Annotated in this window: 24 protein-coding genes; 17 read left to right on the top strand and 7 right to left on the bottom strand. The window is 35.6% G+C overall.

Going from position 1 to position 26,375, the window contains the following annotated elements:
* The first annotated feature begins 123 nt into the window (after positions 1–123).
* The 12 genes from KYG33_RS10535 to KYG33_RS10480 all read left to right on the top strand — a co-directional run bounded on the left by KYG33_RS10535 (position 124) and on the right by KYG33_RS10480 (position 15,367).
* Positions 124–705: a sensor histidine kinase gene (locus KYG33_RS10535; RefSeq protein WP_228408910.1), complete on the top strand. Its 582-nt coding sequence runs from the start codon at positions 124–126 to the stop codon at positions 703–705.
* Complete coding sequence (locus tag KYG33_RS10530) at positions 674–1,351, top strand: response regulator (protein WP_047386609.1); 678 nt, start codon at positions 674–676, stop codon at positions 1,349–1,351. The genes KYG33_RS10535 and KYG33_RS10530 overlap by 32 nt, the downstream gene beginning before the upstream one ends.
* A 149-nt stretch (positions 1,352–1,500) precedes the next feature.
* Positions 1,501–2,853, top strand: coding sequence for a T6SS phospholipase effector Tle1-like catalytic domain-containing protein (locus tag KYG33_RS10525; protein WP_219073195.1), 1,353 nt, complete (start codon positions 1,501–1,503; stop codon positions 2,851–2,853).
* 251 nt (positions 2,854–3,104) lie between these two features.
* Positions 3,105–3,839: a hypothetical protein gene (locus tag KYG33_RS10520; RefSeq protein ID WP_077419134.1), complete on the top strand. Its 735-nt coding sequence runs from the start codon at positions 3,105–3,107 to the stop codon at positions 3,837–3,839.
* Positions 3,840–3,875: 36 nt separating this feature from the next.
* Positions 3,876–4,124, top strand: a complete 249-nt coding sequence (locus KYG33_RS10515) for a hypothetical protein (RefSeq protein WP_077419135.1) — start codon at positions 3,876–3,878, stop codon at positions 4,122–4,124.
* A gap of 135 nt (positions 4,125–4,259) precedes the next feature.
* On the top strand, positions 4,260–6,185 hold the full coding sequence (locus KYG33_RS10510) for an ABC-F family ATP-binding cassette domain-containing protein (protein ID WP_077419136.1): 1,926 nt from the start codon (positions 4,260–4,262) through the stop codon (positions 6,183–6,185).
* Between the two features lie 146 nt (positions 6,186–6,331).
* Positions 6,332–6,688: a hypothetical protein gene (locus KYG33_RS10505; protein ID WP_228408911.1), complete on the top strand. Its 357-nt coding sequence runs from the start codon at positions 6,332–6,334 to the stop codon at positions 6,686–6,688.
* A 266-nt stretch (positions 6,689–6,954) separates the two neighbouring features.
* Positions 6,955–9,348: a TonB-dependent receptor gene (locus KYG33_RS10500; protein ID WP_077419137.1), complete on the top strand. Its 2,394-nt coding sequence runs from the start codon at positions 6,955–6,957 to the stop codon at positions 9,346–9,348.
* Positions 9,349–9,366: 18 nt separating this feature from the next.
* Positions 9,367–9,954 (top strand): hypothetical protein, encoded by a 588-nt coding sequence (locus KYG33_RS10495; protein ID WP_077419138.1) that lies wholly within the window; start codon positions 9,367–9,369, stop codon positions 9,952–9,954.
* Between the two features lie 138 nt (positions 9,955–10,092).
* The gene (locus KYG33_RS10490; RefSeq protein ID WP_077419139.1) at positions 10,093–11,427 is read left to right on the top strand and encodes a trigger factor; all 1,335 of its coding nucleotides are present in this window, start codon (positions 10,093–10,095) and stop codon (positions 11,425–11,427) included.
* Positions 11,428–11,663: 236 nt separating this feature from the next.
* A complete protein-coding gene (locus KYG33_RS10485; RefSeq protein WP_077419140.1) occupies positions 11,664–12,350 on the top strand; it encodes a hypothetical protein in 687 nt (228 codons plus the stop codon).
* A 152-nt stretch (positions 12,351–12,502) separates the two neighbouring features.
* Positions 12,503–15,367, top strand: a complete 2,865-nt coding sequence (locus KYG33_RS10480; protein WP_077419141.1) for a M16 family metallopeptidase — start codon at positions 12,503–12,505, stop codon at positions 15,365–15,367.
* 76 nt (positions 15,368–15,443) lie between these two features.
* Here KYG33_RS10480 and KYG33_RS10475 read toward each other — a convergent pair whose 3' ends face one another.
* Both KYG33_RS10475 and KYG33_RS10470 read right to left on the bottom strand, forming a co-directional pair.
* Positions 15,444–16,028 carry a DUF3109 family protein gene (locus tag KYG33_RS10475; protein WP_077419142.1) on the bottom strand — a complete coding sequence of 195 codons (585 nt, stop codon included), beginning with the start codon at positions 16,026–16,028 and terminating at the stop codon, positions 15,444–15,446.
* Positions 16,029–16,034: 6 nt separating this feature from the next.
* Positions 16,035–16,940 (bottom strand): DUF6427 family protein, encoded by a 906-nt coding sequence (locus tag KYG33_RS10470; RefSeq protein WP_219073194.1) that lies wholly within the window; start codon positions 16,938–16,940, stop codon positions 16,035–16,037.
* Positions 16,941–16,982: 42 nt separating this feature from the next.
* Here KYG33_RS10470 and KYG33_RS10465 point away from each other — a divergent pair, with 42 nt between their 5' ends.
* Positions 16,983–17,216: a DUF6341 family protein gene (locus KYG33_RS10465; RefSeq protein ID WP_047386641.1), complete on the top strand. Its 234-nt coding sequence runs from the start codon at positions 16,983–16,985 to the stop codon at positions 17,214–17,216.
* Positions 17,217–17,299: 83 nt separating this feature from the next.
* On the opposite strand, the gene KYG33_RS10460 is transcribed toward KYG33_RS10465, so the two are convergent.
* The 5 genes from KYG33_RS10460 to KYG33_RS10440 form a co-directional block, all read right to left on the bottom strand.
* On the bottom strand, positions 17,300–17,737 hold the full coding sequence (locus tag KYG33_RS10460; RefSeq protein WP_047386643.1) for a universal stress protein: 438 nt from the start codon (positions 17,735–17,737) through the stop codon (positions 17,300–17,302).
* Positions 17,738–17,796: 59 nt separating this feature from the next.
* Positions 17,797–18,402 carry a fumarylacetoacetate hydrolase family protein gene (locus KYG33_RS10455; RefSeq protein WP_180564489.1) on the bottom strand — a complete coding sequence of 202 codons (606 nt, stop codon included), beginning with the start codon at positions 18,400–18,402 and terminating at the stop codon, positions 17,797–17,799.
* Between the two features lie 90 nt (positions 18,403–18,492).
* A complete protein-coding gene (locus KYG33_RS10450; RefSeq protein WP_077419145.1) occupies positions 18,493–18,891 on the bottom strand; it encodes a putative signal transducing protein in 399 nt (132 codons plus the stop codon).
* Positions 18,892–18,893: 2 nt separating this feature from the next.
* Entirely contained in the window at positions 18,894–19,658 is a 765-nt protein-coding gene (locus KYG33_RS10445; RefSeq protein ID WP_077419146.1) for a 3'-5' exonuclease, read from the bottom strand.
* 75 nt (positions 19,659–19,733) lie between these two features.
* Positions 19,734–20,447 carry a CDP-alcohol phosphatidyltransferase family protein gene (locus KYG33_RS10440; protein ID WP_077419147.1) on the bottom strand — a complete coding sequence of 238 codons (714 nt, stop codon included), beginning with the start codon at positions 20,445–20,447 and terminating at the stop codon, positions 19,734–19,736.
* Positions 20,448–20,536: 89 nt separating this feature from the next.
* Between KYG33_RS10440 and KYG33_RS10435 the strand changes: the two genes are divergently transcribed.
* The 4 genes from KYG33_RS10435 to KYG33_RS10420 all read left to right on the top strand — a co-directional run bounded on the left by KYG33_RS10435 (position 20,537) and on the right by KYG33_RS10420 (position 26,364).
* On the top strand, positions 20,537–22,465 hold the full coding sequence (locus KYG33_RS10435; protein ID WP_077419148.1) for an LTA synthase family protein: 1,929 nt from the start codon (positions 20,537–20,539) through the stop codon (positions 22,463–22,465).
* A 150-nt stretch (positions 22,466–22,615) separates the two neighbouring features.
* On the top strand, positions 22,616–23,035 hold the full coding sequence (locus KYG33_RS10430) for a DUF2147 domain-containing protein (RefSeq protein ID WP_219073193.1): 420 nt from the start codon (positions 22,616–22,618) through the stop codon (positions 23,033–23,035).
* A 239-nt stretch (positions 23,036–23,274) separates the two neighbouring features.
* The gene (locus tag KYG33_RS10425; RefSeq protein WP_047378880.1) at positions 23,275–24,255 is read left to right on the top strand and encodes a pyruvate dehydrogenase complex E1 component subunit beta; all 981 of its coding nucleotides are present in this window, start codon (positions 23,275–23,277) and stop codon (positions 24,253–24,255) included.
* A gap of 114 nt (positions 24,256–24,369) precedes the next feature.
* Positions 24,370–26,364, top strand: coding sequence for a KUP/HAK/KT family potassium transporter (locus tag KYG33_RS10420; protein WP_077419150.1), 1,995 nt, complete (start codon positions 24,370–24,372; stop codon positions 26,362–26,364).
* Positions 26,365–26,375 lie beyond the last annotated feature (11 nt).

Here is a 26,375-nt window from a genome sequence, read left to right as displayed (position 1 = left end):
GCTTTTATAACCAGAATTATTAAAGAGAAGAGTGTACAACATGAGGCTGAAGTTCTTCACCAGAAAAAACTAGTACTGGAAAACATCAAAGCCCAGGAAGAAGAAAGGAAAAGAATTGCAGTAATGATTCATGATGATATCGGAAACCGCCTCAATATTCTTTCTTTATGGCTGAATAACCTCGATACCCAGGGTGATGATCTGATTAAAAAAAATATCTATGGCCAGATGTCTTCTCTGATTGATGCCGCCAGAAGTATTTCCCATTCATTGTACCCTGTAAATCTGGAATCGGTAGGATTGGTTTTATACGTTGAAGAATTAATAGCCAACCTTTCCCATAAAATTAATATATCCCTGCAGGTAATGCCGGGATATGAAAAGAAAGATCTTTTCGTAGAAGTTCAGCTGTACCGGATTATTCAGGAATTTACCACCAATGTGATCAAGCATTCAGATGCAGCAGATCTTTGGATCTATATTAAAGATTATCCTGAAAATATGGCTGTCATTATTTCTGATAACGGACAGGGTTTTGAATATGAAGAAGTGAAAAAAGGAATGGGAATAAAAAATATAGAATCCCGTATCAAATCAATGAACGCAACACACAAATGGAAAAAAACTTTTTTAAATAAAGGAAGTCGTTTAATCATAAAAATTCCAAAATATCATGAGTTCCCAAATCAAACTAGCACTGATTGATGATGAACAGCTGATCCTCGAAGGGGTAAAAATGTTGCTGTCTAATGAAAAAAATATATCGGTATGCCTTACCGCAGATAACGGGCCCGATTTTATAGATGACCTCGGAAAACTTTCAAAAGATGAATTTCCTGATATTGCTCTTGTAGATGTTCAGATGAAACCTATGAACGGTTTTGAACTGGTAGAAATCCTAAAGGAAAAATATCCTGACCTCAAAATCATTATCCTTTCATCTCATTATAAAACCTCTATCTTAGGATATATGGTCAAGCTGGGAGTATCGGCATTTCTTCCCAAAAATTCAAATAAAAAAACATTTATTGATGCCATCACGATGGTTGATAAAAATGGAGTTTTCTTTACGGCAGAAGACCATCAGATGCTTTTTACTTATATGAATGGTTCTGCAAAGAAAAATTCTCTTTTTGAAACAGAAGATGAGCTGTCTGAAAGAGAAAAGGATGTAGTAAAACTGATCTGTCAGGAGTTTACCAATAATGAAATAGGAGAAAAGCTCTTTATCAGCCCCAGAACCGTAGAAAGCCACAGGCAGCGTATTCTGGAAAAGATAGGAGCCAAAAATACTGTAGGGATAGTGATTTATGCTATTATTAACAATATTTATTCCCTTGAAAAAATGTAATCTGATTCCGTAGAAATACGGAATTTTTTATTTGGTACTTTTCACTCTACCTAACCTTGTTTTTCTTCTGTTATTTTGGAATGTCTCTTTTAGGGATTTTATTCAAAAAAACACAAACAAGATCTGTAATAAAAAATTAAAGTAAAAACATGAATGGCAGTAGAGTGATTTCCGTCGGGATTTTCTTTGACGGTACAGGAAATAATGGAGTAAATATTCTTTCACCGGATAAACCGCTGAACAACAATAAGAGTTATTATGGTACTTTCACCAATATCTATAAATTATACAGCTTATTTATTGGTGATGAAAAAATATATATCGAAGGAATTGGAACCGTAACGGGCAGTGAAGATAATAATTTTGCTATGGCAACATGTGCAAATCCACCCTATGGCAACGGATATTCTTCTGATGATAAACTTCAGAAAGCAGGAGATTTTACACAGCAGATTATCCATGATCAGACAATAGAATACCATTTTTATATATATGGATTCGGGAGAGGAGGAATGCTGGCAAGAACTTTTTGTAATCAGCTTTTGACTCATTATTCTCTGGGAAACTGCAGAATAAAATTTTTAGGAGCTTTTGATACGGTAGAATCCAAACCTTTCAATACTTATAATCTGAATATCCCTGCTCAGGTAGAGAATGCTCTGCATATTTGCGCAGTAAATGAGAGCCGCTTTTTCTTTCCACTTACCGGTTTTTTTGAGAACTCAAAAATAATGGAAGATCAGAAATCAGAAAATGTGTCTTCCGTTTGGAAAGAAATCTTTGTGCCGGGTGATCACGCCGATATCGGAGGAGGATATCTTGAAGGTCCGCAGTCTGTTTATATTTCTACAGACTTCATTCATATTGATGATCTGCATCATTATGTTTCAGATATCAGGAATGAAAAAACCAATGCTGAAGGCAATAAAATCTGGGATGCTCTGCTTTCCGGATATGAAATTGAGACTGCCAATGGTTTTTCACAGGCATATGTGTGCCGGGATAAGGTATACAATGACCTTTCAAAAGTATATGGGAAATTGATGCTGGAAGAAACCAATGCTAAAGTATCCGTTTTCAGTACAGAAAACGATGCCTATTTTGGAACAGATTATAATAAGCATCCCTTTCTCAGTCGTTTTTATATCAAGATAAAAGAATATATAAAAGATCTTTCTGTGGGTAAAAAGCCAATCTATGATTTCGGAAAATTTGCAGACTACACCCATATTTCAGCAAATTTCGGGTTATATAGCAACAGCTTTCAGAAAAGATCCCAGCGGGAAATTACTATTGAGTTGATTAATAACGGATTAAATGTTTCCAGCTGTACTTCCGTTGATCAAACCAGCCGGACAAGGCTTTCCGCTGAGCTTCATCTGCCAGAAGACAGTTTTGTTGCAGATTTTCTGTATGGGACCAGTGTTCCCAATAATGATGTCTGGGATCGTTCTATTTTAAAAACACCGGCAGCCATTACATTAAATGAAATTAAGAATTAGTGCCAACGCTTCTCAGTTTTAAATTTAGGTTAGGGGGACATCATGTTAGATGTTCCCTTTTTTATAAGTTAATGATTATCAGTGAGTACAATTACTGAATTTTAAATTTGGTATTTTATACGGTATTTTTTGGATGTTAAATCTCGTTACTTTGAGTTGTTCATTTCGCGAAGCTTCAAAATATAATAGGAACAAAGGCGTATTCTGAAAAGCCTAATATCAAAAGAGTAAGAACACCAAAGATTAAAACAATGGAAAAGACACTCATTCAAAGAGCAGGTACTAGAATATTCTCAATTAACTTTGATTTTACCTCAGGGGAACAGAACGAAATTTTACAATATCTGCAGGCAAATGCTTATAGATTAATGGGATACAAAGGGGCAACGGGTACGAACCAGATTACTTCAGGAGTGCCGGCTTGGTTTGCTATTGATTATAGCAATATGTTTGGCATGGTGGATATTGATTATGAACCGGAATATAAAGTATATGTTTTCAATAAATCAATGATTGCTCCCAATACGACAATTCAAATGCAGGCATTATCACAGGAAATACCTTTAGGAACAGCTGTAAGTTTCCATCCAAATGGCTCATTTTCTATTAGGGGGACAGCCCCCGAAGGAGTAATTACGGTAAGAAATGAAAGACCTTTGGGTACTCCAGATCTCACAATAGGACTTGCAGCAAGAGTAGATGGACAATTTTTACCCTTTTGTGCATTTACTTCTAATGCCCAGGGACAGGTGAGTGTGGAGCCTAATGAAAATATAGTTTTATTTGCTGCTCAAACAAATATGAGAGAAGGTACTGTTACAAGTAATGCACTAGCACCAGGATGTGAATTTATGTTCAGTGATAAAAATACAGATTATGATTTACAGATGATTCAGGGAACATATGGTATTACAAATGCACCAGGAGGAGCTTTCGTGGACAAAGTATCTTCAGGACAATCTTTGAGAGAGCTTCTCAATAGATAAAATAATTTTATATCAATCACCAAAAACAAAATAATTATGAAAGTTTCAGAATGGCTTAAAAAAGCAAATAAACTTCTAGATACTTGTGAATATCAAATCAGTATTAAAAATGGGAGTAAACCCATTACAATGTCAGAAGCTAAGACTTTGAATGAATTGCAAGTTGCAATAGGGTCCAACCACGGGATCAAACAGGTAAAATATAAAGAAGCTGAAGCAACCCTTGTAGAAATGATTGCTATGGTAGAAGCAGGGCAGAAAACCCCACCGCTTACTCCGGGATAAGACCTTATAAAATCAATTCATATCCAAAAGAAAGCTGTCCGTTTTGGATAGCTTTTTTTATTTCTGGGCTATTCATTTCTTTTTCCGTATTTTTGCACCCGAAAATTCATTATTCATTACTAATTATCAATTAAAATGCTTTCGGTTCAAAGTTTAGGATTACATCATTCAGGAAATTATTTATTTCAAAATGTCAATTTTACCATCAAAAAAGATGATAAAGTTGGCCTCGTAGGAAAAAATGGAGCGGGAAAATCCACTTTATTGAAAATGCTGTCCAAAGAAATTAATTTCTACGAAGGAGAAGTGGTCACTGAAGGAAGTGTTACCATTGGTTTCCTGAAACAGGATCTTGATTTTGTAAAAGGAAGAACTGTTTGGAACGAAACAATGCAGGCTTTCGAGCAGATTAATGCCTGGAAAAATGAGCTTGAAGAAGTGAATCACCAAATGGCTGTCAGAACAGATTACGAAAGTGATTCCTATACGGATTTGATTAATAAAATGACCGAGCTGAATGACCTTTTAATGAACCACGATGCCTACAATCTTGAAGGTGATATGGAAAAAGTGTTATTTGGTTTAGGATTTAAAGCAGATGATTTCCAAAAGGTTACTGATGAGTTTTCAGGAGGATGGAGAATGAGAATCGAACTGGCAAAATTACTTCTTCAGAAGAATGATATTATGCTTCTCGATGAGCCTACCAACCACCTGGATATGGAATCTATCATCTGGCTTGAAAACTTCCTGAGAGATTATCCGGGAGCTATTGTTCTTGTAAGTCACGATAAGCAGTTTATGACCGCTGTTTGTAACCGTACTTTTGATATTAATAATAAAAAAGTTGACGACTATAAAGCCAATTATACCAAATATCTTGTCATGAGAGAAGATCGCCGTGAAAAGCTGATTCAGGCTAAAAAGAATCAGGATGCGGAGATCAAACAGATGGAAGACAATATTAATAAGTTCCGTGCAAGTGCTACAAAAGCATCTTTTGCGCAGTCACTTATTAAGAAATTAGATAAAATAGAACGTATCGAAGTTGATAATGAAGACGTTTCAAAATTCAATATCCGTTTCGTACAGTCTATGGTTCCGGGGAAAGTGATCTTCGAAGCAATGAATCTTGGAAAATCTTATGGACAGAAACAGATCTTTGATGATGTAGATTTCATCGTTCAGAGAGGAGACAGAATTGCTCTGTTAGGACAAAACGGACAGGGAAAAACAACTTTGGCTAAAATTCTGGCAGGAGATATCAAAGATTATTCAGGAGCATGGAATCTTGGGCATAACGTTAATATCGGATACTTCGCACAGAATCAGGAAGAGGTTTTAACTCCTAATAAAACGGTTCTTGAAGAAGCAGAGGATGCAGCAACGGAAGAAACAAGACCTAGAGTAAGAGATTTACTAGGATCTTTCCTTTTCCAGGGAGATGCTGTTTCAAAGAAGACAAAAGTACTTTCCGGAGGGGAGAGAAACCGTCTGGCACTTTGTAAACTGTTGCTTCGTCCTTTCAACACGTTGATCATGGATGAACCTACCAACCACCTGGATATTCAGTCTAAGGAAATTATCAAGCTTGCACTGCAGAATTTTGAAGGGACTTTAATTGTGATCTCGCACGACAGGGAATTCCTTCAGGGACTTTGTGATAAGATCTATGAATTCCGTGACGGGAAAATGAAAGAATTCCTTGGAGACATCAATGAATATCTTGAATACAGACAAAAGGAAACAATCAGAGAGATTTCTGCAGAAAAAGCCAAACTTCATCAGGAAGTAAAGGTAGAACCTAAGAAAGTGGAAGAAAAACCGGCTGTTAGCACCCCATCTTCAAATATCGTTAGTAAAGAGCAGAAAAATATTCAGAATAAAATCAAGAAAGTAGAAGAGAGAATTTCCGAACTCGAAACAAAAATAGAGGAAATGGAAGCTTCTTTTGCCAAAGAAAATCCTTCAGATGAAACCTTAGAAAAATACAATAAAACTAAGGAAGACCTGGATACAGCTCTACAGGAGTGGGAATATCTTGGTACACAGCTTGATTAAAAAAATAGAAATGCTTCATAAACTAAAAATTATGAAGCATTTTTTTTGTAACAAAATACTTTTCATTTCTACCTATTATCAATAAGTCATAAGTAATTTAATAAAAGTTTAAGGAAACAATTGAATTATTTTCATAATTTTGAACCATGATTTTTAAAGAAAGCAGAAACCTAAAGAGTTTTATCTCCAAGCTATTGTTTGGAGTATATTTCCTCGCGCTGCTTTCTCAGAGCTTTCACCATCACGATGCTGTAGATTATTTTAAGGTTTTCAATCTTAAAAAAACAGAGAATACGGTGACGAAAGCAGTTACTAAAGAGAAAGCTGGCGACTGTCTGGCCTGCCACTTTTTGGTTACCGGACATACATTAGCTCCTGAAGAATTCAGTTTTACTGTTGAGCATTACAGCCATGAGGTAAAACAAATCATCGCCATTCAGGAGAAAATCTGGTCACAGACCAAATTCAATTTCCAGCTTCGGGGACCTCCCACAATTTCATAATTCATAGATTCTATAGGGTTTAAAGTTTAATACTTTAAGTTCAATGTTTAATGCTTAAAAATTTAAAGTTTTAGGTTTAAAGTTTTAAGTTGTTGGAAAATAACTGATAGTTTGTAATTAATATTAAATAATGTCCAGTTACTAGCTTCTAATTTCTAACCTCTAACTTCTCATCATTAATACATTTTACAATTAAATTAACCCTTCCCACAAATTTTAACGAAAATGTACCCTATTGAAAAGGGTACGCAATCAATCTATTTACAATGAAATTGATATATTGCCTGCTGCTGATCTTTTGCGGATCAGTATTTATAAGTGCACAAAAAACCTATACTGTTGAAGGAACCGTTCAGGATTTTCATGATAAAACCATGTTGGAAAATGCTGTGATTAAAATCGGAAACCTTACAGCTAAAACAAACAAGAAAGGTCAATTTTCTTTTGACAAAATTCCTGCAGGAAAGTATACACTCATTGCACAACATCCTGATTGCAATGATTATACTGAAAATATAGGAGTTGATCAGAATGTTCAGCTGGTTATTACACTGGAACATCACGTCAAAGACATCGAAACTGTTACAGTTCACGGAAGTCACAAGAACAATGGAAGCATGGTTGTGAAAACTATTGATAAATCAATGATTTCAAGAAATGTTACCGAAAACCTAGGGAATTTATTAACCAATATTTCTGGTGTTAACGTTCTGAAAACGGGGAACAATATTGCAAAACCTATTATTCATGGGCTTTATGGAAGTAGAGTTTCCATTCTGAATGATGGAGTAAAACTTGCCGAACAGGAATGGGGAGTAGAACATGCTCCCAATGTAGATGTTAATAATTTTGAACATATTGATGTAATAAAAGGAGCATCTGCTTTGAAATATGGAAGTGGAGCCATAGGTGGAGTTGTTGTTTTACAGCCTCAGATCTTGCCTAAAAAAGATACCATCATGGGAAATGTTTCTCTTTCCGGGATTTCTAACGGAAGAGGGGCTGACCTTAATGTAAAACTTGCAAAAACCTGGGAAAATGGCTGGGCAATAAAAACTAATGGGAGCTATAAAAAACTGGGAGATCTTGAAGCGCCGGATTATGGCTTGATGAATACAGGGCTTGAAAGTTCCGGATTTAATTTTGGAGTTCAGAAGATGACATTTGAAAAAGGGTTCTCTTTTGATTATTATCTGACAAAAAGCACTGTTGGAATTCTTAGAAGCTCTCATGTTGGAAATTCAGAAGATCTGCGTAATGCTCTTACTGAATCAGAGCCAATTTACCAAAGAGATTTTAGTTATGATATTGATAATCCTAAACAGGAAATTGAACATCATATTGCCAAAGTATCAGCTTACAAAAGGTTTGAAAATTTCGGAAAAATAACGGCTACTTATAGTTTTCAGTACAATCATAGAAAAGAATATGATATCAGACGTACGGAACAGCTTAGTAAAAAACCGGCATTGGATCTTGAGCTTATAACCAATGATCTGAACGTGAATCACCTGATAGAAAGAGGAAAATGGAATCTTGAAACAGGAATTAATGCAGGATATCAAAACAACTATTCCAATACTCAGACGGAGGCAAGACGCCTTGTTCCAAACTATGACAGATATTATGCAGGAATTTATTCTGTACTAAAATATAAAATTACTCCTCAATTGGATTTTGAATTGGGAGGCCGATACGATTATGATCATTATGATGTAACAAAATGGTATGATCTGAGCGATTGGAATAAACAATATGCTGCAGATTATTCAGACTTTGTTGTAAGAATTAACCAAAACAGAATTCTTACAAAGCCATCTTTAAGTTATAATAATATTTCAGTGAACGGAGGAATTGTCTATCATCCATCTGAATATTTTGATTTGAAATTCAATTATGCAAGAGTTTCAAGGTCTCCAAATATTGCAGAACTTTTTGCAGACGGACTTCACCATTCAGCAGCCATTATTGAAAGAGGAGATATGAGAATGAAAAGTGAAACAGGACATCAGTTTAATTTAGTGGCAGATGTAAAAGCAAATGTCTTGAAAGGATTAAACATTTCGGTAAACCCTTACTTCTTTTATACTCAGAATTTTATCAATCAAATTCCTACAGGATATCAGAATACACAGTGGGGAGGAGCTTTTGTAGTGTATAACTATCAGCAGATCAATGCAAGAATGTATGGGTTAGATATTGATGCCCAGCTTAAAATTACAGATAATCTGACTTATAAAGGAAGCGGATCTTATGTTTATGGCCAGGATACAACTCACAATGTCCCGCTTATTCTCATGATGCCTCCGAATTTTAATAATTCACTGGAATTCAATAAAAAAGAATGGAAAGGTTTTTATTTTACAGTAAGTAATAATACTTATTTAAAGCAAACAAGATTTCCAACTTATAACGTTCCAATCAGATTATTTGATTCCGACGGAAATGCTTACAACCAGGAAGTAGATATTTCTACACCTCCAAACGGATATTCGCTTTGGAACATTCAGACAGGGGTAAATCTGTCTAAAAATTTCGGAATTGATTTTTCAGTTCGAAATGTATTCGATAAGTCTTACAGAGATTACCTGAACAGACTTCGTTTCTTTTCCAACGAAATGGGAAGAAACTTTATTTTAACTTTTAAATATCAATTTTAATTACTTAAAATCAAAAAAATGAAAAATATTTTTAAAAATACAACACTTGTCTTAGGACTTTTATTCTTAGCTGTTTCTTTAAGCTTAACTTCATGCAACAGAAGTGATGATGAAGCAGATGATCTTCCTCAGGAAGAACTTTCAGATGTTCTCTTAAAAGTTACAGATGTTGCTACAGGAACTCCCGTTGTATATGACTACCAGGTGAATAGTACAACCAATCCTAATGTTAAATTAATAAATGGCCATACTTATAATGTAGAAGTTATTTTTAAGAATGGTGACGAAGATGCTACTCAGGAAATTAAAGATGCAAAAGACGAACATTTCTTGGTATATAACTTTCCCAACTCTGATATCACTTTAACCCGTACAGACGATGCCAGCTCTACAAGAGGTGATGGTAGCCGTGTTGGATTAAAAACAAAATGGGTGGTAAATACTGCCGTAAAAAATACATCTGTACCTAGTCAGCTGGTTCTTACATTATTCCATGAGCCTGTAACCGTTTCTGAAGCTTCTGCTGTAAGTGGAAACGGAGTGATTTACGGAACTCATACAGGAGGTGAAACTGATGCACAAGCCAACTATAATATTATTAATTAATATACCTTTAATCTTGTTTGAACCACCGGAATTCTCCGGTGGTTTTTTATTTAACAATATTTGGCGTTATAAGTTGATTTTAAATGGGTGATTTTCATAAAAAATTCATATTTTTGCAACCTAAAATTTTAATCAATAATGAAGGTTACCGCACAAAACCATGATGACGTAAGTGCATTGCTTACAGTAACATTGGAAAAATCTGACTACAAAGAAAAAGTAGAGAAGCAGTTGATTAATTATGCTAAAAATGCGCAAGTTCCTGGATTCAGAAAAGGGAAAGTGCCTTTGAGTATGGTTAAAAAACAATATGAAGCAGGTATTGCATTCGAAGAAATCAACAGACAAGTTTCTGATGCTTTAAACAACTATGTTAATGAAAACAAATTAAGATTAGTTGGTCAGCCTGTTCCTCAGCCAGTAAACGAATTAGATTACAATGCTGATCAATTAGAAGTTGCTTTCGAAGTTGGATATGAGCCTGAATTCACTATAGATTTAGCTAAGTATGAAGCTCCTCACTACAAAGTAGAAGCTTCTGACAAAGAAATCAGCAAGAGTATTGAAAACATGCAGAAGCGTTTCGCTGAGCAGGTTCCTCAAGATAAAATCACTAAAGATTCTTACATTGCTTTAGAAGTTTCTCAGGTTGTGGAAGAAGATGCTGAAGGAGAGCACCACCACCACCCAAAAAACCTTACCATTACTGCTGAAAACAAAGAAGCTTTCAAATTGGTAAAAGGTTTGAAAATGGAAGGTTCTGTAAAAGTAACGAAAGAAACTCTTGCAGGTGACGAAGAGTTAGCTAAAGAATTAGGATTCAGCAAAGAAGAAGTTGAGCACTTACACCACAATGAATTAGAAGTAAAAGTAAAAGACTTCTATACATTAAATTTAGCTGAGCTTAACCAGGACTTATTCGACAAAGTATACGGAGAAGGAAACATTAAGACTGAAGAGGAGCTTAAAGATAAAGTGAAAACTGAATTAGACGAGTACTTCCAGCAAAATGCTGATGTTCACTTTGTGAATAAAGTATTAGAGCAGGTAACTGATAAAGAAGAAGTAAAACTTCCTGAGACGTTCCTTGTGAAGTGGTTATTATTCTCTAACCAGAACATCCAGTCTGAAGCACAGGCTCAGGAAATTCTTGAAGCTGAGAAAAACCAATTGAGATATCAGATCATCGAAGGTAAATTGATGACTGAAAACGAAATCAACCTTGACTATGCTGATGTATTGGCTCAGGCTGAGCAGTTAGTTAAAAATCAATTGGCAATCTATGGAATTCACCACCTTGGTGATGAAGAAATCCAAAAATATGCTGTTGAAATGTTGAAAGACCAGGAGCAGGTAAGACAAATTTCTTCTGAAGTAGCTATGGCTAAATTGAAAGATGTAATTCTTGAAAAAGCGAGCAAAAAAGAAACTAAAATTTCTCACGACGAATTTTTAGAAGAACTTAAGAAATAATTATACTCAGATATAAATATTTGAAAACCGTCAATTTTTTTTGACGGTTTTTTGTTATAAATCTATGTATAGGAATTACACCAAATGTACCATGATTATTGGTGAGATGATCTTTCTTGTTTTTGTTTCATGTGTTCTTATTGATCATTCATCAACGCTCATGTATTATTTATTTCTGCTCCGGTATGTATGTCCGCCAATATTCCTATATTTACCCTTTAAACTTTATTATAAATATGAAAAAGATCATCATTCCATTTTTCTGTGCTGTACTTTTTTCAGTACCGGCAGCGGCTCAGAAGAAAGGGGCTGCATCTGCTAAAACAGAAGCTGTAAAATCCAAACTTACCTCTAAAGAAGTTGTTGACAATTATTTCAAAGCATTAGGAGGAAAAGATAAATTGGAAGCTATAAAATCTACCATTACTGATAACACGGTTTCTGTGCAGGGAATGGAAATTCAAATGACGACTAAAAAATTAGGAAATAAATTCAAGTCTGTACAATCGCTGATGGGGAAAGAAATGATTCAGCTTTTTGACGGTGAGAAAGGGTACTTTGATCAGATGGGAAATAAAACAGATATTCCTGCTGATAAGATTGCTGAGCTGAAAAAAGGAAAGCCAATTGATGCTTTAGCTTTTGATGCTTCTAATTTTCCAAACGTATCCACAGAAAAATTAGACGGAAAAGATTATAATGTATTGTCTTCAGACAAAGGCAAGTTTTATTTTGATGCTGGAACAGGACTTCTGTATAAAACCAATGCAGGAGAAGGAAATGCTACAATCAAAAGCTATATGACAGTAGATGGAATACAGTTCCCTGCCGAAGTAGATGCTGAAGGTGGAGGTCAGAAAATGACAATTAAAACTACCAAAATTGTGATCAACTCCGGAGTTACGGATGCTGATTTTAAATAGAAAATTGCTTTTTAAGATATTAAAACCGGGTATTTCCCGGTTTTTTTAGTATATAAATAAATTTAACTCAAATTTAACTATAAAATAGAATCTGTAATTTCCTCACATTGTGAATAAGTGGTAGTTTTAAGCTGTAAATAAAATCAAATACCATGAAAAAAGTCTTATCTTCATTTGCGGTCATCTTTTTGATGTCGGCAAATGCCTTTGGACAGAATATTCCAGTGGATCCTTCTGTACGAATTGGCACCCTTTCCAACGGAATGAAGTACTACATCAAAAAAAACACCTTACCGGAAAAAAAAGTAGATTTCCGTTTGGCAATCAATGCCGGATCTATTCTTGAAGATGAAAATCAAAGGGGATTGGCTCACTTTATGGAGCACATGAACTTCAACGGAACCAAAAATTTTCCAGATAATAAATTAGTAGACTTTTTACAGTCCATCGGCGTAAAGTTTGGTCAGCATCTTAATGCTTATACCAGCTTTGACGAAACGGTTTATATGCTTCCTGTTCCATTGGATAAACCAGGAAATCTGGATGCCGGACTGAAAGTAATGGAGGACTGGGCTTTTAATGCAACCCTTTCTGATGAACAGATCAATAAAGAAAGAGGAGTGGTATTGGAAGAGCTGAGATTAGGTCTTGGAGCAGATAAAAGAATGATGGATAAATATCTTCCGAAGTTTTTATATAAATCTCAGTATGCAGAAAGACTTCCAATCGGTAAAAAAGAAGTATTGGAAAACTTCAAGCCTGATGTTATCCGAAAATTCCACCAGGATTGGTACAGACCGGATTTGATGGCAATTGTAGTAGTAGGAGATATCAACGTGGATGAAATTGAAAAAAAGATCAAGGATAATTTCAGTAAATATAAAAACCCTTCAAAACCGAGAGAAAGAAAATCTTTTGATCTTCCGAATCATAAAGAAACACTGGTAGCGATTGAAACAGATCCTGATGCTACCAATTCTATGGTACAGTTTATCATGAAAGATGCTGATGCCTACAAGCCGGATGTAACAGTAGAGCAGTACAATCAGAGTCTTGTGGAAAACCTTTCAACAACGATGCTGAACAACAGATTGAGAGAACTGATCAACTCTACAAATCCACCTTTTACTTTCGGATCAGTATATCATGGAGGAACCTATGCAAGAAGCAAGGAAGCTTTCCAGGGATTTGCCATGGTGAAAGAAGGAAACCAGCTGAATGCGTTAAAAGTTTTATTGGAAGAGGTTGAAAGAGCAAAAAGATTCGGATTTACACAGTCTGAACTTGACAGAGCGAAATCTCAGGTGCTTTCCAACCTTGAAAGATCTTATAATAACAAAGATAAAACAGAAAGTGACATGCTTGTAGATGAGTATGTAAGAAACTTCCTGGAGCAGGAACCAATGCCTGGAATTGCATGGGAATATGAAGATACCAAGTCTTTCCTGCCATCTGTTACCCTTGCGCAGACCAACGAAATCATCAAGAAAATGGTGAAAGATGACAGCAGGGTCATTGTAATCACAGGGCCTAAGAAAGATAATGTAGCTATGCCTACAGAAGCCATGGTTATGAATACATTCGAAGCTGTAAAAATGGCTGATCTAAAACCGTATGAAGAAAAGGCTACTATCAAAAATTTAGTAAAACCTTTCAAATCTGAAGGGAAAATTGCTAAAACAGAAACGGATGCCAAGTTGGGAACAACAACGTGGACATTAAGCAACGGTGCTAAAGTGACTTTCAAGAAAACTGACTTTAAAGATGACGAAATTGTATTTACTGCAAGAAGCTTAGGAGGAAGTTCTCTTATTCCGGATGTTGATTACAATAAGACACAGTTTGCATTCTCTGCATTAACAGAAGCAGGAGTGGGTGGATTCTCTAAAGCAGACCTTACTAATTATCTTGCAGGTAAACAGGTGAATGTAAATCCAATGGTAACCTCTCTTTTTGAAGGTGTTTCCGGAAGAACAAGCCAAAAAGATTTAGGAACGGCCCTGGAGCTTATGTATGCTTATTTTACAAGCTTAAATTACAATCCGGCTTCCTTCAATGCCTATAAAGAAAAACAGTCTGCAATGCTGAATAACCTGTTGTCTAATCCTCAGGCTTATTTCTCTAATGAGCATGCAAAATTTATGAATCAGAAGAACCCTAGATTTATTGGGGTATTCCCAATGGAAAAAGACTGGGCGAATACAGACTATAAAAAAGCATACGATATTTATAAAGATAAATTTGCCAATGCCGGAAACTTCCAGTTCTATTTCGTAGGAAATATTGACGAAACGAAGTTTAAAAATGAAGTCCTTCAGTATATTGCAAGCCTGCCATCATCAGGAAAAGCTACAATGTTCAAAGATACCGGATACAGAACAATCACCGGAGATTATACAAAAGTATATAAAAAAGGAAAAGATCCTAAGAGTATGGTATCTATCTCGTATAGTGGAGAAGCACCTTACAACGAAAAAGAAGCTTTAGCATTATCTGCTCTTGGAGAAGTCGCTACCATAAAAGTTATCGAGAAATTGAGAGAAGACGAAAGCGGTATCTACGGTGGAGGTGCAAGAGGAGGAATGAACAGAATTCCTTATGGTACTTACAGCTTTGGAATTAACTTTCCTTGTGGTCCGGAAAATGCAGATAAACTGACCAAGAGTGCTATTACTGAGCTTCAGAAGCTGATTGATAACGGCCCTGAGCAGAAAGATCTGGATAAGTATAAAGAAGGAGAATACAATGATAATAAAACAGAACTTAAAGACAATATGTTCTGGATGAATGCTATTGCTAAAAACCAATTAGACGGAAGTGATAAATATGACATCCTGAATTACCAGGAAAAAGTAAAGGCACTTACCGTAAAAGATCTTCAGGATGTTGCTAAAAAATACCTTACAAAAGGTAGAATTGTAGCGACTTTGATGCCGGAAGACGGTTGGGAAAAAGCTAAAAAAGATGAAACTAAAAAAGCAGAAGTAACTGCTGTAAAAGTAGGAGCAGCTAACTAGCCGTACTTTTTTACCTACAATAAGAAAACCGCAGAGAAATCTGCGGTTTTTGTTATTTCATTCAAATCCTGATTGGTTAAGAACCATATTCTTTTTTCCATTCTTCAGCGGCTTCACTTAGAACATTGTAGAACTCTTCTCCGTATTTTCTTGTCAATGGCGTCTTTAAAAACTTATAGACAGGAACCTGAAGTTCTTTTCCAAGTGTACACGCATCGCTGCATACATTCCATTCATGATAATTCAAAGCAGTGAATGCAGAATATTCTGTAACACGAATAGGGTACAGGTGGCAGGAAATTGGTTTCTGCCAGTCTACAGCACCATCTTCATAGGCTTTTTCAATACCACATTTGGTAATCCCTTTTTCGTCAAACGTTACATAAGCACATTCGCGGTCCTCCACCATAGGAGTAACATACATTCCGTCGTGCGGATCAGTAGTCCATGTTCCTTGTTCTTCAAGGGCTTTGATGCCTTCCTGAGTAAGATAAGGTTTTATTTTATCAAAAATACTGTCCAATATCTCAAGCTCGTCTTTATCTAACGGAGCCCCTACATCTCCTTCCACACAACATGCACCTTTACATTTCGTAAGGTTGCAAACAAATTCTTCGGAAAAAATTTCCTCAGAAATCAATTTATCGTCTATCTGAATCATAATTTTTTAAAATAAATCAAAAACTGTACCTGCTTTAAAGGTCAGTAAGCTAATAATAATAAGCCATACACTGGCTTCACGTATCCAGTACTTAGGTAAAAACCTCATCATTCTGCTTAAAATAATACTTGAAGGGAACGCCAGAAGCAGCAGATATTCATAGCTCTTATTCATATACAGGATGATGGAAACAAGCTGTGCCATCGAAAAGACCAACAGGAAAGTATATTTGTACCTGCTTATCGGGCTTTTCTTATTATAGTTTTTAAAATGGTCATATACCGCGTAAATAAGCATCAGAACCACAGGAATCAGTGGCAGAAGCTCCGTGTAATCCGTTACGGGTTTCATCTTTCCAAACGGAAAATAATCTATATTCCAGGAAGTGAACTGAAAAAAATACATCACAGAAAAATAACTGAAGGTAATCAGAACAGTTCCCAGCAGGAATCTGAATAGGTTCAAAGTGATTTTGGCAGAGGTAGCAATCACGTGAATGATCACAAAAACAGCCATCGGCCAGGTGGTAGGAAGGAAAATAAAATTCAATGCCACAATAGATCCTACCAATACATACGACTTCTTTCTGATATCTTCATCCGCACTTGTCAGAAGAAGGATAAGAAAGGAGTTTGTAAGCAGCGAAACAGCAATCCCAATATCCAGATTTCCGGGATATAGCCCGAAAATGAAAAAAGTATATAAGAATAATGGAAGATGAGTCTGATAATTAAGGGCAATACTGTGAAAACAAAAATATCCCAAAGCAATTCCCAGAAAAGTTATTCCGGCAACAATAGCTTCATAAGTGTTGAAATTCAGTATGTTAAATATTATGACTACTAAAAGAAGAAAACCAATATAAACAGGAATTGAAAAAATATTGCTTTCTTTTGAAAGTAATTTAAACATTTTTTATAAATTTGTACAAAGTTAATTTAAAAAAGGAAAATAATGACGTCTTTCTTTCTATTCTTAAGTAAAGTTTTCAAATGGACTTTCGGTTTCTTTGATACTTTCGGTAATGTTTTAAACTGGATTTTATTTGCAGTTTGCTGTGTATTATTTACTTATTGGTGCTATGTACTTGTAGTAACACTAGGTGGAGACAAAGACAAAGACTATTATTCTCCAACGGAAGGTAAGAATCCTTACTACGATCCGAATATCTACAAAAAAGAAGGTTAATTAATTGGTTATATAGTAAAAAACCGATCAAACAATAGGGTTTGATCGGTTTTTTTATTACTAACGATTAAAATTTCTTTTTCTTAGTCGTGAATTGGAAGTACCAATACAGGAATATTTGAACTTTTTGTGATTCCTTTGGTTAAACTTCCCACAAATACATCATAAATTCCGCTTCTGCCATGTGATCCCATCACAATATAATCTGCATTTTTTTCCTTTGCATGTTCCAGGATAATATCTTTGGCAAGCCCTTGTTTTAAAAGGTGCTCACAATCAATATCATGAGCGATGATTCTTTGCTCAATTTTATTAAGCTGTACCAGTTCTTCTCTGATTTCATTGGCTTCCACTTCCGGAAAATATTGAAATCCCATATCACCAATGGCAAAGCCGATATCTGATGGCGCTACATGGATAAGGTAAATTCTGCCGTTAAGCTGTTTTGCAAATTTTATGGCACCGTCTACCAATTGGTCTGTCTTGTCCCCAAAATCTACGGGTAATACAATATTTATCATAACCTCTAATTTTGTTACCTAAAGATAGGGAAAATTTGCCAAACTCTGATGTTAAATACTTATAATATTCGGATATCAAGGATTTTTTCCTCTTCGAGATAAGCCTCCAGAATATCATTTTCTTCTACCTTTCCAACTCCTTTTGGAGTTCCGGTGAAGATAAGGTCACCCACTCTTAATGTAAAATACTGAGAAACAAAAGCAATGATATCATCAAAATTGAACATCATATCTTTTGTGTTACCATCCTGTACCTTTTCTTTGTTCTTTAATAATGAAAACTGAAGATTATCAAGAGTAAAACTTTCTTTTTTAAAGAAACTGCTTACCACAGCAGAACCATCAAAACCTTTGGCAAGCTCCCACGGAAGTCCCTTTGATTTTAGCTCACTCTGAAGATCTCTGGCTGTGAAATCTATTCCCAGACCTATTTCTTCATAATGCTTGTTTGCTGTTTCTTTCTGAATATATTTTCCTCCCTTGGAAATTTTTAATACCACTTCAAGCTCGTAGTGAATATCATTTGAGAATTCTGGAATATAAAAATCATTTCCTTTCAGAACCGCTGTATCAGGCTTCATAAAGATAACAGGATTCTCAGGAATTTCGTTCCCTAATTCTTTTGCATGCTCACTATAGTTTCTTCCTATGCAGATAATTTTCATAACTCTTTTTATTTATTTTTTTGACTTCGCCATTGCAAGAAACGAAGTAATCTTTTATCAGATGGGGTAAAGTGTATTAATTCTTATTGATTAATGGGTGAATTCATTCCCGCAATAATAACATTTGAATTTATGACTCGTCAGAAAAGAAATTCCAAAGAAACTGGTTGCGCTGTCATCTCTGTAAATATGATTAGAACCACATTTTGGACATACAAAATCAAACTCAGGATCTTCAATAGTGTGTTCTACTTCCAGCGAATACTGTTCATTATCCTTATAATCCTGTAATGCTTGTTTGGCTTTTTCCAGATCTTCTTCAAATACCTGAAGCTGTATACCGCCTACGGCCTGCGACAGAAGCCAATCCGATTGGATTAGCTGTTCATTCGCAATGAAGCTGTTGATATCATTTTCAGCCAATATCTGCTTGTCCCTGTTAGCTTCAAGGGCAGTTTCATAAAATTTAAAACGAACGAGATCAGACATATTTAAAATCTGCTTGAGAGTTGAATTTTTGTAAAAACCTTCTTCGTATACAACGGAAAGTCAGCATTCTGAAGCCATCCGAAATATCCTAAATCTTTTTGAAATACAGCTTTCACACCCTGGCCTTTATATTTTCCAAAGTTGAAGACTTCTTCCATTTTTTCGTTATATCCGATAAATCCGGCAAGATCTGCATTCTTATTATGGAATGTAAACTCGCTTAGCGGTGCTATCTCATTCGGAATATCATCATATTTTCCTACTTGTGCATCCAGAACTTCAAAGGTTGCCATTACATCAGCTTCCGCAGAATGGGCATTTTCCAATGTTTTTCCACAGTAAAACTGGTAAGCAGCGCCTAAGTTTCTAGGTTCTTTTTTATGGAAAATAGTCTGTGCATCTACCAATCTGAATTTACTCAGATCAAAATCCATTCCTACTCGTAAAAGTTCTTCAGCCAAAAGCGGAACATCAAATCTGTTGGAGTTAAATCCTCCCAGATCACTTCCGGTAATCATTTCCATAATTTTAGAAGCAATGTCTCTGAAGGTAGGAGCATCCTTAACGTCTTCATCATAAATTCCGTGGATCTCACTGGTTTCTTTAGGAATAAGCATTTCCGGGTTGACGCGCCATGTTTTGCTTTCTCTGGAGGCATCAGGATTTACTTTTAAGATGCAGATTTCAACAATTCTGTCTTTTCCGATGTTGGTTCCTGTTGTTTCAAGGTCAAAAATGCAAAGTGGTTTATGGAGTTTTAAATTCATGTTGATCATTAATAATTTGAAAATGTGTTTTACTTAAAATCAGGCTGTAAAAACCTTATGTAAATTCTTTAATTTTTATTTTAACTGTCCCTGAAAAACAAGGGAGACTACTATATAATAAATAACGAGCATTGGGATTCCTACTACCTGGAATATCGCAAGAATGGCAATTCCTCCTACCAGTAATACTACTTTAGGATAGTTGTCTTTTAATTGTTTGGATTTGAATTTCATGGCCATCATCTTGATCGGGCTGATCAGAAGCCATGACGTAAGAAGAGTCAGTAAAATCAGCAACAGTTCATTATCGAACAAAAAGCTAAAAGTTCCGGTTTCTTTAAACGCATAGTAGAGACCAAACAGTAAAACAGTATTGGTAGGCGTATTCAATCCTTTGAAATAATAACGCTGCTCTTCATCAAGATTGAAGATGGCAAGTCTCAGGCATGAAAATACGGTAACAATCAATCCGAGATACTTGATTTCAAACGGAAAGTGAATGCCAAGAAGCTCAGCACCAAAAGGCTCAAGAGCTTTATACATCGTAAGTCCCGGAATTACTCCAAAGCTTACCATATCCGCAAGAGAATCCAGCTGAAGCCCCAGATTGGAATTTGATTTTAATGCTCTCGCTACAAAGCCGTCGAAAAAATCGAAAATCGAAGAGAGAATAAGGCAGATTGCTGTAGTCTGATAATCTCCTAAAATTAGATGTATTGCTCCTATGCAGCCTGCAAATAAGTTAGCCAGGGTTAAGGCATTGGCCAGATTATTCTTTATAAAATTCATAAACACAAAATTACAATTTTTAAAAATTCTAACTCAAAATAATCTGCACTAAAAAATGCATTAAAGTGATTTTGATGTAAATTTGCTCCATGAAATTTTTAAAAGGATTGAGAAAACAGGAAGTTCTGGTATTGGTTTACAGGATTTTTTTAGCCTATGTTTTTTATCAGATTGCCAGACTTTTATTCTGGTATTTTAATAAAGATCTGATTAAAGTTGACTCTGTTTCAGAATATATAAAGCTGGCCTTCCATGGTACAGCTTTCGATACCACTGCTATTTTATACGTCAATGCATTATTTATACTCCTTAGTTTATTGCCTTTAGTGATCAATACAAAAAAGATTTTTCAGAAAATTCTTTTCTGGCTGTACTTTATCACCAACGGAATTGCGTATGCCATGAATTTCGGGGATTTTATTTACTATAAATTTTCACAGGCAAGACTTACTTCTGCAGTATTTCAGGTAGCTGAGCATGAATCCAATGTTTCCCAAACGATGATGATTTCCGTAGGAGAGCATCCTTTTGTACTGGTTTGGTTTATTGTTTTAATGGGATTGTGGGTTTTCCTTTACAAAAGAGTAAAAATAGAAGATAGTAAACCTGTGAAACTGCTTCCTTATTTTATTACGTCCATTATTACTTTGTGTATCACTGCTGTTTTGGTTGTAGGAGGAATCAGAGGAGATTTTAAACACAGTACCAGACCTATTAATATGGTGGATGCTACCCGTTTTGTAACGAATCCATTGCAGGGAAATATGGTGCTCAACAGTACATTCTCCTTTTTCAGGACTTTAAATACCAATAATTTTAAGGAAGTTCATTTCGTAGATCAAAAATATATTGAAGAAAATGTACAGCCTTATAAAGTATATGACAGAAAAGTTGAAAACCGTCCCAATATTGTTATTTTCATTGTAGAGTCTTTCGGGAGAGAATATTCCGGAGCTTTTAATAAAGATAAAAATATTAAAGATTACGTTTCTTACACTCCGTTTATAGATAGCCTTGCTGGCCAGAGTCTGATTTTTCCCAATACTTTTGCGAATGGAAGACAGTCGATTCACGGGATGAGCAGCGTGTTGGCCGGAATTCCGAGTCTTACTGACGCTTTTACCGGATCGCCTTATTCCAACCAGAAAATTCAGTCTATTGTGTCTGTTTGTAATGATCTGGGGTATGATACTTCTTTTTATCATGGAGCACCAAATGGTTCTATGGGATTCCTTGGATTTGGAAATATTTTAGGATTTAAACACTATTTCGGAAAAACAGAATACAATCATGATGAAGACTTCGACGGAATGTGGGCGATATGGGATGAGCCCTTCCTTCAGTATTTTGCTAAAAATGTCGGGAAGAAACAACCTTTCATGACTACGGTGTTCACTGCTTCATCACATCATCCTTTTAAAATACCTGAAAAATATAACGGTAAATTTAAAAAAGGGAAAATTGAAATACATGAGCCGATGCAGTATACGGATTATGCGATCAAACAATATTTTGAAACCGCAAAAAAACAGCCCTGGTATAACAATACGATCTTTGTTTTCACCGGAGATCATACCAATCAGGTGTATTATCCTGAATACGAAAGAGCGATGAACCGTTATGCAGTTCCATTGATTTTCTATTCTCCGAATCCTGAATATCAGTTAAAAGGAGTGAGCCAGGAAATAGCACAGCAGGCAGACATCTATCCTACATTGGCGGATCTTATAGGATACAACAAACCAATCAGAAGCTGGGGCAGAAGTTTGGTAAGTGATAAAAAATATCCTTTTATAATCGTAAATTCAGATGGAAGTACAGATCAGTTCATGATTGGAAACTATATTTATCGTTTTGACGGAAAAGAAATCATCGGAGTATATGCTCAATCTGATCTGAGCCTTGAAAAAAACCTTCTAAATGAGGTTAAAAACCCTGAAGTTGAAGCTGGAAAGAAAACGGCAAAAGCCTGGTATCAGGATTATATGGATAGGGTGATTAACAGAAAGCTCAATTAAAACAAAAAGTATAAGCGGTGAATCAGCTTTTTATTTTTATACACCTCTTTATGCTTTGTATAACAAAAGTTTTTGTTCGTTGAAAATTAATTTATATTTTTATCAATACGTAGATAAGAATATTGTATAAAAATTAAAACTATAAGAAATATGAAAAAAATATTGCTAACGTTCGCGCTTTCTTTTTGCGGTGTGCTTACATTTGCACAGATAGAAGGTAAGTGGAAAACAATAGATGATGAAACAAAACAGGCAAAATCTATTGTTGAAGTGTACAAAAAATCAGACGGTAAATACTATGGGAAAGTTTCCCAATTGTTGATAAAGCCTGCTGATCCTAACTGTACAGCTTGTAAGGATGACAGAAAAGGAAAACCAATTGTAGGGTTAGAGATCATCAGAGGATTGAAAAAAGACGGTGATGAGTTCACAGGAGGAACAATTACTGATCCTAAAACAGGAAAAACTTATAAATGTACCATTACAAGAAGTGGTGATAAACTGAACGTAAGGGGTTACTTAGGATTATCTTTATTAGGAAGAACCCAGGTTTGGGAGAAAGCTAATTAATTTAAGTTTAAATAGAATTTTAGATGACATTTCAGAAATGAGATGTCATTTTTTGTATGCAAAAGAATTACTTGGAATTTCTTCATAGCTTTAGATAAACGGCAAATAACTGTATAATCACGAAGAAAAACCGTTTTAAATAAAATAAATATTAAAGTTTTCCATTCAAATGAGAAGCCTTTTTATGATGTGTATAATAAAAAAACACTATTTTTGTAGTCTAAATTTTTCGAATAAATATGGCAGAATATACTTTTCGTGAGGTAATTGCACAGGCAATGAGCGAGGAAATGCGTAAAGACGAATCCATCTTTTTAATGGGGGAGGAAGTTGCAGAATACAATGGTGCTTATAAAGCTTCAAAAGGAATGCTTGATGAGTTTGGTCCTAAAAGAGTAATTGATACTCCAATTGCAGAACTTGGTTTTACAGGAATTGCTGTGGGGGCTGCGATGAATGGTAACAGACCAATTGTAGAGTATATGACATTCAATTTCTCATTGGTAGGAATTGATCAGATTATCAATAATGCTGCAAAAATCCGTCAGATGAGTGGTGGGCAATGGAACTGTCCGATTGTTTTCCGTGGACCTACGGCTTCTGCAGGACAATTAGGAGCTACCCATTCTCAGGCTTTTGAAAACTGGTTTGCAAACATTCCCGGCCTTAAAGTAGTGGTTCCTTCAAATCCTTACGATGCGAAGGGGTTGTTAAAAACTGCAATTCAGGATAATGACCCGGTTATTTTCATGGAATCTGAGCAGATGTATGGAGATAAAATGGAAATTCCTGAAGAAGAATACTACTTACCATTAGGAAAAGCAGATATCAAGAGAGAAGGTACAGACGTTACTTTGGTTTCTTTCGGTAAAATCATGAAGCTGGCTTTACAGGCTGCTGAAGATATGGCTAAAGAAGGAATCTCTGTAGAGGTTATTGACCTTAGAACAGTTCGTCCTCTTGATTTTGATACTATTCTGGCATCAGTGAAGAAAACAAATAGATTGGTTATTTTAGAAGAAGCTTGGCCATTTGCTTCTATATCTTCTGAAATTACTTATATGGTACAGCAAAAAGCATTTGATTATTTAGATGCTCCTATCAAGAGAATTACTACTCCTGATGCACCTGCACCATACTCTGCAGCATTATTTGCAGAATGGTTCCCTAAGCTTGAAAAAGTAAAAGAGGAAATTAAAAAAGCGATGTACGTAAAATAGTTATAGAGAAAAACTTCCGAAAGGAAGTTTTTTCATTTATTATATTCATGAAGAAAAATTCTTGACGTCATAAAATTAGTATAAATTTGCGCCTTTAAAATAAATTAAGCTGATATGGCAGAAGTTACAGAAGATGGCTACCACTTCGACATAAAGAAACTTTCCTTTATTGGAGTTTTAGTGTCTCTAGGAATTGTTTTTGGAGATATTGGTACCTCTCCGCTTTACGTAATGAAAGCAATTGTGAATGCAAGATTCCAAGGGAGTAATATGCCTTTCAATGAATACATAGAGGGTGCTCTTTCATGTATTATTTGGACGCTTACCCTGCAGACCACAATAAAATATGTAATCATTGCTTTAAGAGCAGATAACAAAGGTGAAGGAGGTATTCTTGCTTTGTTTTCACTAGTAAAAAACCTTAAGAAAGGATGGTTGTATCTCATTGCTATAGTAGGAGCAGCCGCTCTTATTGCAGACGGAGTAATTACACCATCGCTTACCGTAATGTCGGCCATTGAAGGGCTTGAAATTTATAACCCTCACACCCCGGTTGTACCTATCACTATTGGAATTCTGATTGTAATTTTTGTAGTACAACAGTTTGGGACCAGCTTTATCGGGAAGTTTTTTGGCCCTGTAATGGTTGTCTGGTTCCTGGTATTAGGTGGTTTGGGAGTAATGCATTTGAGCGAAAATTTTGAGATCTTAAGATCTTTCAATCCTTACTATGCTTACAAACTTATTGTCAACTCACCAAGTGCAATTGTTATTTTAGGTGCTGTTTTCCTTTGTACAACAGGAGCAGAAGCGCTTTATTCAGACTTGGGACACTGCGGTGCAAAAAATATCAGAGTAAGCTGGGGATTTGTTAAAGTGATGCTTATCCTAAACTATCTTGGGCAGGGAGCATGGCTTTTGACTAATTACAACAAACCTGGATTTTCTGTAGTAAACCCGTTCTTTGGAATTATGGAAGAATGGATGATCATCCCGGGAGTAATTTTAGCAACAGCCGCAGCAATTATTGCCAGCCAGGCATTGATTACAGGTTCTTTCACCATATTCTCAGAAGCAATGTCTCTTAACTTATGGCCGAATCAAAAAATTGATTATCCTTCCGGAGTTAAAGGACAGATGTATATTCCAAGAATCAATTGGGGACTTCTTATTCTGTGTATTATTGTCGTTCTGCATTTCAGGGAATCCGGAAAAATGGAAGCCGCTTATGGACTTTCCATTACAGTTACCATGCTGATGACAACAATCCTGCTGGTATTCTGGCTACTGAAACAAAGAGTAAGCAAAATATTGATTTTATTTTTCGCGTTTGTTTATATGGCTATTGAACTAGGTTTCTTCAGTGCCAATATTATCAAATTCCTGGAAGGAGGTTGGATCACAGTTGTTTTGGCTGGTTCTATCGGACTTTCTATGTATGCATGGTATAACGGACGATTGATTAAAACAAGATTTATCCAGTTTGTGAAAATAGAAAAATATGTGTCTATCCTTAAAGACATGAAACTGGATGAAACCATTCCGAAATATGCTACAAACCTGGCTTATCTGAGCAGAGCAAAAAGAAACGATGAAGTAGAATCAAAAATCATCTATTCCATCATCAAAAAACAACCGAAAAGAGCAGACCATTATTTTATCCTGAGTATTGTAAACCAGGAAGATCCATATACTTTTAAATATACAGTAGACGAAATCCTTCCGGGAACAGTATATAAAATCAACTTCCTTTTAGGGTTTAAAGTAGACCGAAGAATCAATGATTACTTCAATATGGTCCTTAAAGATTTAATGGCTGATGGAACCATTCCTTCAAGAAGCAGCCATCCTTCTTTAAGATCTCATGAGATACCGCCGGATCTTAAATATGTGATCATAGATAACACCTATATCAACGATATCCTTTTAACTGTTAAACAAAAGATTATTCTTAACATTTATAACTTTGTGAAGTATATCGGAAGTGATGACTTTAAGGCTTGGGGAGTATCTTCTCACAACGTTGAAGTTGAATCTGCACCAATCACAGAATTAACAGTCTATGATAATAAGATAGAGCAGTCCGGATATTTCCGCCACAACTCTTAACCCACTAGTAT

Source organism: Chryseobacterium sp. D764, from assembly GCF_019317325.1.
Lineage (GTDB): Bacteria > Bacteroidota > Bacteroidia > Flavobacteriales > Weeksellaceae > Chryseobacterium.
This window is presented reverse-complemented; position numbering and strand designations above follow the sequence as displayed.